This window comes from Rathayibacter sp. AY1H3 (assembly GCF_002932015.1).
In genome coordinates, this window is record NZ_PSUU01000046.1 from 20,018 (window position 1) to 27,007 (window position 6,990).

Here is a 6,990-nt window from a genome sequence, read left to right on the forward strand (position 1 = left end):
CGCTGCAGTCAGCGAAGGAGAGGGCGACGTGTCCGCGGTAGACAGCTTTGGATCGAAAGACACCCTGAAGGTCGGCTCGACCGACTACGAGGTGTTCCGCATCGACCGGGTCCCCGGTCACGAGAAGCTCCCGTTCAGCCTCAAGGTGCTGCTCGAGAACCTCCTCCGCACGGAGGACGGCGCGAACATCACCGCCGACCACATCCGCGCCCTCGGCGAGTGGGTCCCGGAGTCGGAGCCCGACACCGAGATCCAGTTCACGCCGGCCCGCGTGGTCATGCAGGACTTCACCGGCGTGCCCTGCATCGTCGACCTCGCCACCATGCGCGAGGCCGTCGCTGCCCTGGGCGGCGACGCGAACCGGATCAACCCGCTCGCGCCCGCCGAGATGGTCATCGACCACTCCGTCATCGCCGACCTCTTCGGCACCGAGGACGCGCTCGAGCGCAACGTCGAGCTCGAGTACGAGCGCAACGGCGAGCGGTACCAGTTCCTCCGCTGGGGCCAGACCGCCTTCGACGACTTCAAGGTCGTCCCGCCCGGAACCGGCATCGTGCACCAGGTCAACATCGAGTACCTCGCCCGCGTCACCATGACCCGCGAGGTGGGCGGCGCGCTGCGCGCCTACCCCGACACCTGCGTCGGCACCGACTCGCACACGACGATGGTCAACGGCCTCGGCGTGCTCGGCTGGGGCGTCGGCGGCATCGAGGCCGAGGCCGCGATGCTCGGCCAGCCCGTCTCGATGCTCATCCCGAAGGTCGTAGGCTTCAAGCTCACAGGCTCGATCCCGACCGGCGTGACCGCGACGGACGTCGTGCTCACCATCACGCAGATGCTGCGCAAGCACGGCGTGGTCGGCAAGTTCGTCGAGTTCTACGGGGCAGGCGTCGCCGCGGTGCCGCTCGCGAACCGCGCCACCATCGGCAACATGAGCCCCGAGTTCGGCTCCACCGCCGCGATGTTCCCCATCGACGACGTGACCCTCGACTATCTGCGCCTCACCGGCCGCAGCGACGAGCAGATCGCCCTCGTCGAGCAGTACTCCAAGCTGCAGAAGCTCTGGCACGACCCCGCGGTCGAGCCGGTCTTCAGCGAGTACCTCGAGCTCGACCTCGGCACCGTCGTCCCCTCGATCGCCGGCCCGAAGCGCCCGCAGGACCGGATCGAGCTCTCGTCCGCCAAGACGCAGTTCGAGTCGGATCTCACCAACTACGCGGACGTCTCGCACGACATCGTCGACCTGACCATCGCGGAGTCGTTCCCCGCCTCCGACCCCGGAGAGCTGCAGCCGCAGGACGAGCACAGCAGCCACGAGCACACCCACCGCTCGCACGCGCCGTCGACCGCCTCCAAGCCGACCACGGTCGAGCTCGGCGAGGGCGGGACCTTCACGATCGATCACGGCGCCGTCGCGATCGCGGCGATCACCTCGTGCACCAACACGTCGAACCCGTCCGTCATGCTCGCGGCCGGCCTGCTGGCCCGCAACGCGGCGCAGAAGGGCCTGAAGGCCAAGCCGTGGGTCAAGACCACGCTGGCGCCCGGATCGAAGGTCGTCACCGACTACTACGAGAAGGCCGGCCTGACCGAGTCGCTCGAAGCGCTCGGCTTCTACACGGTCGGCTACGGCTGCACGACCTGCATCGGCAACTCCGGCCCGCTGCTCGAGGAGATCTCGGCCGCGGTGCAGGACAACGACCTCGCCGTGACCGCCGTGCTCTCGGGCAACCGCAACTTCGAGGGCCGCATCAACCCGGACGTGAAGATGAACTACCTGGCGAGCCCCCCGCTCGTCATCGCCTACGCGCTCGCCGGCTCGATGAACTTCGACTTCGAGGTCGACGCGCTCGGCACCGACTCCGACGGCAACGACGTGTTCCTCAAGGACATCTGGCCCGACGCGGCCGAGGTGCAGGCGACGATCGACTCGTCGATCGACAAGTCGATGTTCGACACGCAGTACGCGGGCGTGTTCGACGGTGACGAGCGCTGGCGCGCGCTGCAGACCCCCGAGGGCTCGATCTTCGAGTGGGACGAGTCGTCGACCTACGTGCGGAAGCCCCCGTACTTCGACGGCATGACGATGGAGACGACCCCGGTCACCGACATCGCCGGTGCCCGCGTGCTCGCCAAGCTCGGCGACTCCGTCACGACCGACCACATCAGCCCCGCCGGCTCGATCAAGGCCGACAGCCCCGCCGGCCGCTACCTCGACGAGCACGGCATCGACCGCAAGGACTACAACTCCTACGGCTCGCGCCGCGGCAACCACGAGGTGATGATCCGCGGCACGTTCGCGAACATCCGCCTGCGCAACCAGCTGCTCGACGGCGTGGAGGGCGGCTACACCCGCGACTTCACCCAGCCGGACGCCCCGCAGTCGTTCATCTACGACGCGTCGCAGAACTACCAGGCCGAGGGCACCCCGCTCGTCATCCTGGGCGGCAAGGAGTACGGCTCCGGCTCGTCGCGCGACTGGGCGGCCAAGGGCACGAGCCTGCTGGGCGTCAAGGCGGTCATCGTCGAGAGCTTCGAGCGGATCCACCGCTCGAACCTCATCGGCATGGGCGTCGTCCCGCTGCAGTTCCCCGCGGGCGAGAGCTGGGAGTCGCTGGGCCTGGACGGCACCGAGTCGATCAGCATCTCGGGCATCGAGGAGCTGAACGAGGGCGTCACCCCCAAGACGGTCCACGTCGTCGCCGAGCCGACCGAGCACTCGGCCGAGGGCAAGCGGACCGTCGAGTTCGACGCGGTCGTCCGCATCGACACCCCCGGTGAGGCGGACTACTACCGCAACGGCGGCATCCTGCAGTACGTGCTGCGCTCGCTCGTCTAGATCAGCCGCAGAGCGTGTGCGCCTTCCCTGCGGGGGAGGCGCACACGCGTTCCCGGGGGCCCCGTGCGTAGACTCGGGAGACGTCCCCACCTCGCTCACGACCCCGGAAGGCGGCGCGCATGGCTGTTCTCGAGACCATCGGCGGTCCTCGCGATCTCGATCGCCTGACCGCGGCCGAGCTCGAGACGCTGGCGCAGGAGATCCGCGACTTCCTCGTGCGCGAGGTCTCGAAGACCGGCGGCCACCTGGGGCCGAACCTCGGCGTCGTCGAGACGACCATCGCGATCCACCGCGTCTTCGACTCGCCGCACGACGCGATCGTGTTCGACACCGGCCATCAGTCATACGTCCACAAGCTGCTCACCGGTCGCCAGGACTTCTCGAAGCTGCGGCAGCGCGGCGGCCTCGCCGGCTACCCGCAGCGGAGGGAGTCGCCGCACGACATCGTCGAGAGCTCGCACGCCTCCAGCTCGCTGTCCTGGGCGGACGGCATCTCCCGCGCCTTCACGATGACCGGTCAGACCGACCGCCACGTCGTCGCGGTCGTGGGCGACGGCGCCCTCACCGGCGGCATGACCTGGGAGGCGCTGAACAACATCAGCGACGACAATTCCCGCGGGCTCGTCATCGTGGTCAACGACAACGGGCGCTCCTACGCCCCGACCATCGGCGGCATGGCCCGCTTCCTCAACGGCGTCCGCACGCGGCCGACCTACCGCACGATGCACCGCGGCTCCCGGGCCGTCTCGGAGCGGCTGGGCGGCCCCGCCGCCGCCGTCTACCGCGGCGTGCGCGGCGGGCTCCACGGCTTCCTCAGCCGCTTCATCAACAACGAGGCGCTCTACTCCAACCTCGACATCAAGTACCTGGGGCCGATCGACGGACACGACCTGACGGCGATGGAGGAGGCCCTCCAGCAGGCGAAGGACTACGGCCAGCCGGTCATCGTCCACGCGATCACCCAGAAGGGCAAGGGCTTCGGTCCGGCCGTGCACGACCTCGCCGACCAGTTCCACGCCGTCGGGCAGATCGACCCCGAGACGGGCGAGCCGCTGAGCGCGGCCGGGGCCCGATCGTGGACCTCGGTGTTCGCCGAGGAGATCGTCACCCTGGCCGACGAGGACCCGACGATCGTCGGCATCACGGCCGCCATGCTCCGGCCCGTCGGTCTCGACCGCCTCGCGGAGAAGTACCCGGAGCGCGTCTTCGACGTCGGCATCGCGGAGCAGCACGCCGTGACCTCGGCCGCCGGTCTCGCCTTCGGCGGGCTGCATCCGGTCGTCGCGCTGTACGCCACCTTCGTGAACCGCGCCTTCGATCAGGTCTTGATGGACGTCGCACTGCACCGAGCGGGCGTCACCTTCGTACTGGACCGCGCCGGAGTCACCGGGCCCGACGGTCCGAGCCACCACGGCATGTGGGATCTGGCGATCTTGCAGGTCGTCCCGAACATCCGCCTCGCCGCTCCGCGCGACTCCGTGCGTCTGCGCGAGGAGCTGCGCGAGGCCGTGGGCGTCACCGACGCGCCGACCGTGGTGCGCTTCTCGAAGGGGAGCGTCGGCGACGAGATCGACGCCGTCGAGCGGCTCGGCGACGGGGTCGACGTGCTCGCCCGCGCCGAGCGCAAGGACGTGCTGCTGGTCACGGTCGGGCCGATGGCCGCGATGGGTCTCGAGGTCGCTCAGCGGCTCGCGGCCCAGGGCATCGGAGCCACCGTCGTCGACCCCCGCTGGGTCGTGCCCGTGCCCACCAGCATCATCGAGCTCGCCCGCGAGCACCGCATCGTCGTCTCGATCGAGGACGGGGTGCGCGTCGGCGGGATCGGCACGCGCATCCGCCAGGACCTGCGCGAGGCCGGCGTGGACACCGCGGTGACCGAGCTCGGGCTGCCCGACCAGTTCCTCGACCACGCCAAGCGCGAGGAGATCCTCGAGGACGTCGGACTCACTCCCCAGCACATCGCTCGCGACGTCGTCGCGCAGGTGCTGGGCAGCAAGATCCCGGTCGCCCGTCCGCTCCCGGACGAGGTCGAGGCCCGGGACGACGCCCGCAGCGACTGATCGGCCGTCGGGACCCGTCCCTCAGGCGACGCGCGGAAGGGGCGCCGGATCCGATCCGGCGCCCCTTCCGCGTCACGGCACTCCGCGTCAGTCGACGCCGCGGATCGCGGGGTGGTGGAACGTGTCCCCAAACGCCCGCTCGCTCGCGCCGACCCGGTCGAGGTAGGGCGTGAGCCCGCCCATCTGGAACGGGTAGCCCGCGCCCAGGATCAGGCAGAGGTCGATGTCCTCCGCGGCGTGCACGACGTCGTCGTCCAGCATCCGCTTGACCTCGTCCGCGAGACCCGTCTCGACGCGCAGCCGCAGCTGCTCGGCCGTCATCGGCTCCGTGCCGCCGGAGACGATCGCGACAGCGCGCTTGTCGACGCCCTTCACCCGCCCCTTCGCGTCGCGCTCGAAGACGTGGCCGAGCTCGGCGAGGCGGTGCAGGTTGGGGCTGTCGAAGAAGCGGTCGGGGAACGCGGCGTGGTGGGTGTCGAGCACGTGCGCGCCGACCTTGAGGCCCACCAGCTCGAGCAGCTCGAACGGGGTCATCGGCAGGCCGAACGGAGCCAGCGACTGCTCGACGATCTCGAAGGGAGTGCCCGTGTCGACCGCGTGCATCGCCTCGCCCAAGACCTTCGCCAGCACGCGGTTCACCACGAAGCCCGGGGTGTCGCGCGTGATGACGGCGTTCTTCTTGAGCTTCGCGGCGGTGACCATCGCCGTCGAGAGGGTCTCGTCGTCGGTGTGCGGCGTCCGGACCACTTCGATCAGCGGCATGACCGCGACCGGGTTGAAGAAGTGGAAGCCGACGAGGCGCTCCGGGTGCTCCAGCCGCTCGCCGATGCGCTCGACAGAGAGGGACGAGGTGTTGGTCGCGAGCACCGCCGTGGGCGAGACGTAGCGCTCGATGTCGGCGAAGACCTCCTGCTTCACCGACAGCTCCTCGAAGACCGCCTCGATCACCCAGTCGGCGTCGGCGAAGTCGGAGCGATCGGTCGTGCCGGTGATCAGCGCCCGGAGGCGGTTCGCGTCGTCGGGAGAGACGCGCCCCTTCGCCAGCAGCGCATCGATCTCGGCGCGGATGCCCGCGACGCCCTTGTCGACCCGCTCCTGGTCGAGGTCGGTGATGACCACCGGCACCTGGAGGCGGCGGAGGAAGAGCAGCGCGAACTGCGAGGCCATGAGGCCCGCGCCGACGACCCCGACCTTGGTGACGGGCTTGGCCAGCGCCCTGTCGGGCGCTCCCGCGGGACGCTTGGCGCGCTTCTGCACCAGATCGAACGCGTAGATGCTCGCGCGGAACTGGTCGCCCGAGATCAGGTCGGCCAGCGCCTCGTCCTCGGCGGCGAAGCCCTCCTCGCGGGTGGTGTTCTTCGCGGCCTTGAGAAGCTCCAGCGCGCGGTACGGAGACGCCGCGACCGTGCCGATCCGCGACTCCAGCTGCTTGCGAGCGATCGAGATCGCGACGTCCCACTTGACCAGCCGCTCCAGCTTGCCGGGTGCGTTCGGCCGCTCCACCTTCACGGAGCCGCCGATCACGCCGTCGGCCCAGCGGAGCGAGTCCTCGAGGAAGGCGGCGGGCGGGAAGATCGCGTCGGCGATGCCGAGGTCGAACACCTCCTGGCCCTTGAGCGTGCGGTTGTTCTTGAGCGGGTTCTCGACCACGACCTTGAGGGCGTTCTCGATGCCGATCAGGTTCGGCAGGAGCCACGCGCCGCCCCAGCCGGGGATGATGCCGAGGAAGACCTCGGGGAGCCCGAGCGCGGGGATGGAGGAGTCGACCGTGCGGTAGTCGGCGTTCAGGCCGATCTCGGTGCCGCCGCCCAGGGCGAGGCCGTTGATGAAGGCGAAGGACGGCACGCCCAGCTCGGCCAGCATCCCCAGCGTGCGGTGGCCCAGGCGCGCCAGCTGGCGGCCGAGCTCACGGCTCGGGATGGCCCCGACCTTGCTGAGGTCGGCTCCCGCGGCGAGGATGAACGGTTTGCCGGTGATGCCGACCGCCTGGATCTCGCCGCGCGAGGCGCGCTCCTTCTGCGCCAGGAGGACGTCCGCCAGCTCGAAGAGCGACGCCGGCCCGAAGGTGTTGGGGCGGGTGTGGTCGCGGTC

General features: G+C 70.0%; 3 protein-coding genes. 2 read left to right on the forward strand and 1 reads right to left on the reverse strand.

Features of this window, described 5'->3' with window-relative positions:
- The first annotated feature begins 28 nt into the window (after window positions 1-28).
- Together acnA and dxs are read left to right on the forward strand one after the other, a co-directional pair.
- The gene (gene acnA / locus C5C33_RS15270; protein ID WP_104232571.1) at window positions 29-2,839 is read left to right on the forward strand and encodes an aconitate hydratase AcnA; all 2,811 of its coding nucleotides are present in this window, start codon (window positions 29-31) and stop codon (window positions 2,837-2,839) included.
- 119 nt (window positions 2,840-2,958) lie between these two features.
- On the forward strand, window positions 2,959-4,899 hold the full coding sequence (dxs, locus tag C5C33_RS15275) for a 1-deoxy-D-xylulose-5-phosphate synthase (protein ID WP_104222098.1): 1,941 nt from the start codon (window positions 2,959-2,961) through the stop codon (window positions 4,897-4,899).
- Window positions 4,900-4,986: 87 nt separating this feature from the next.
- Here dxs and C5C33_RS15280 read toward each other — a convergent pair.
- A partial coding sequence (locus tag C5C33_RS15280) for a 3-hydroxyacyl-CoA dehydrogenase NAD-binding domain-containing protein (RefSeq protein ID WP_104261529.1) occupies window positions 4,987-6,990 on the reverse strand: 2,004 nt, incomplete at its 5' end.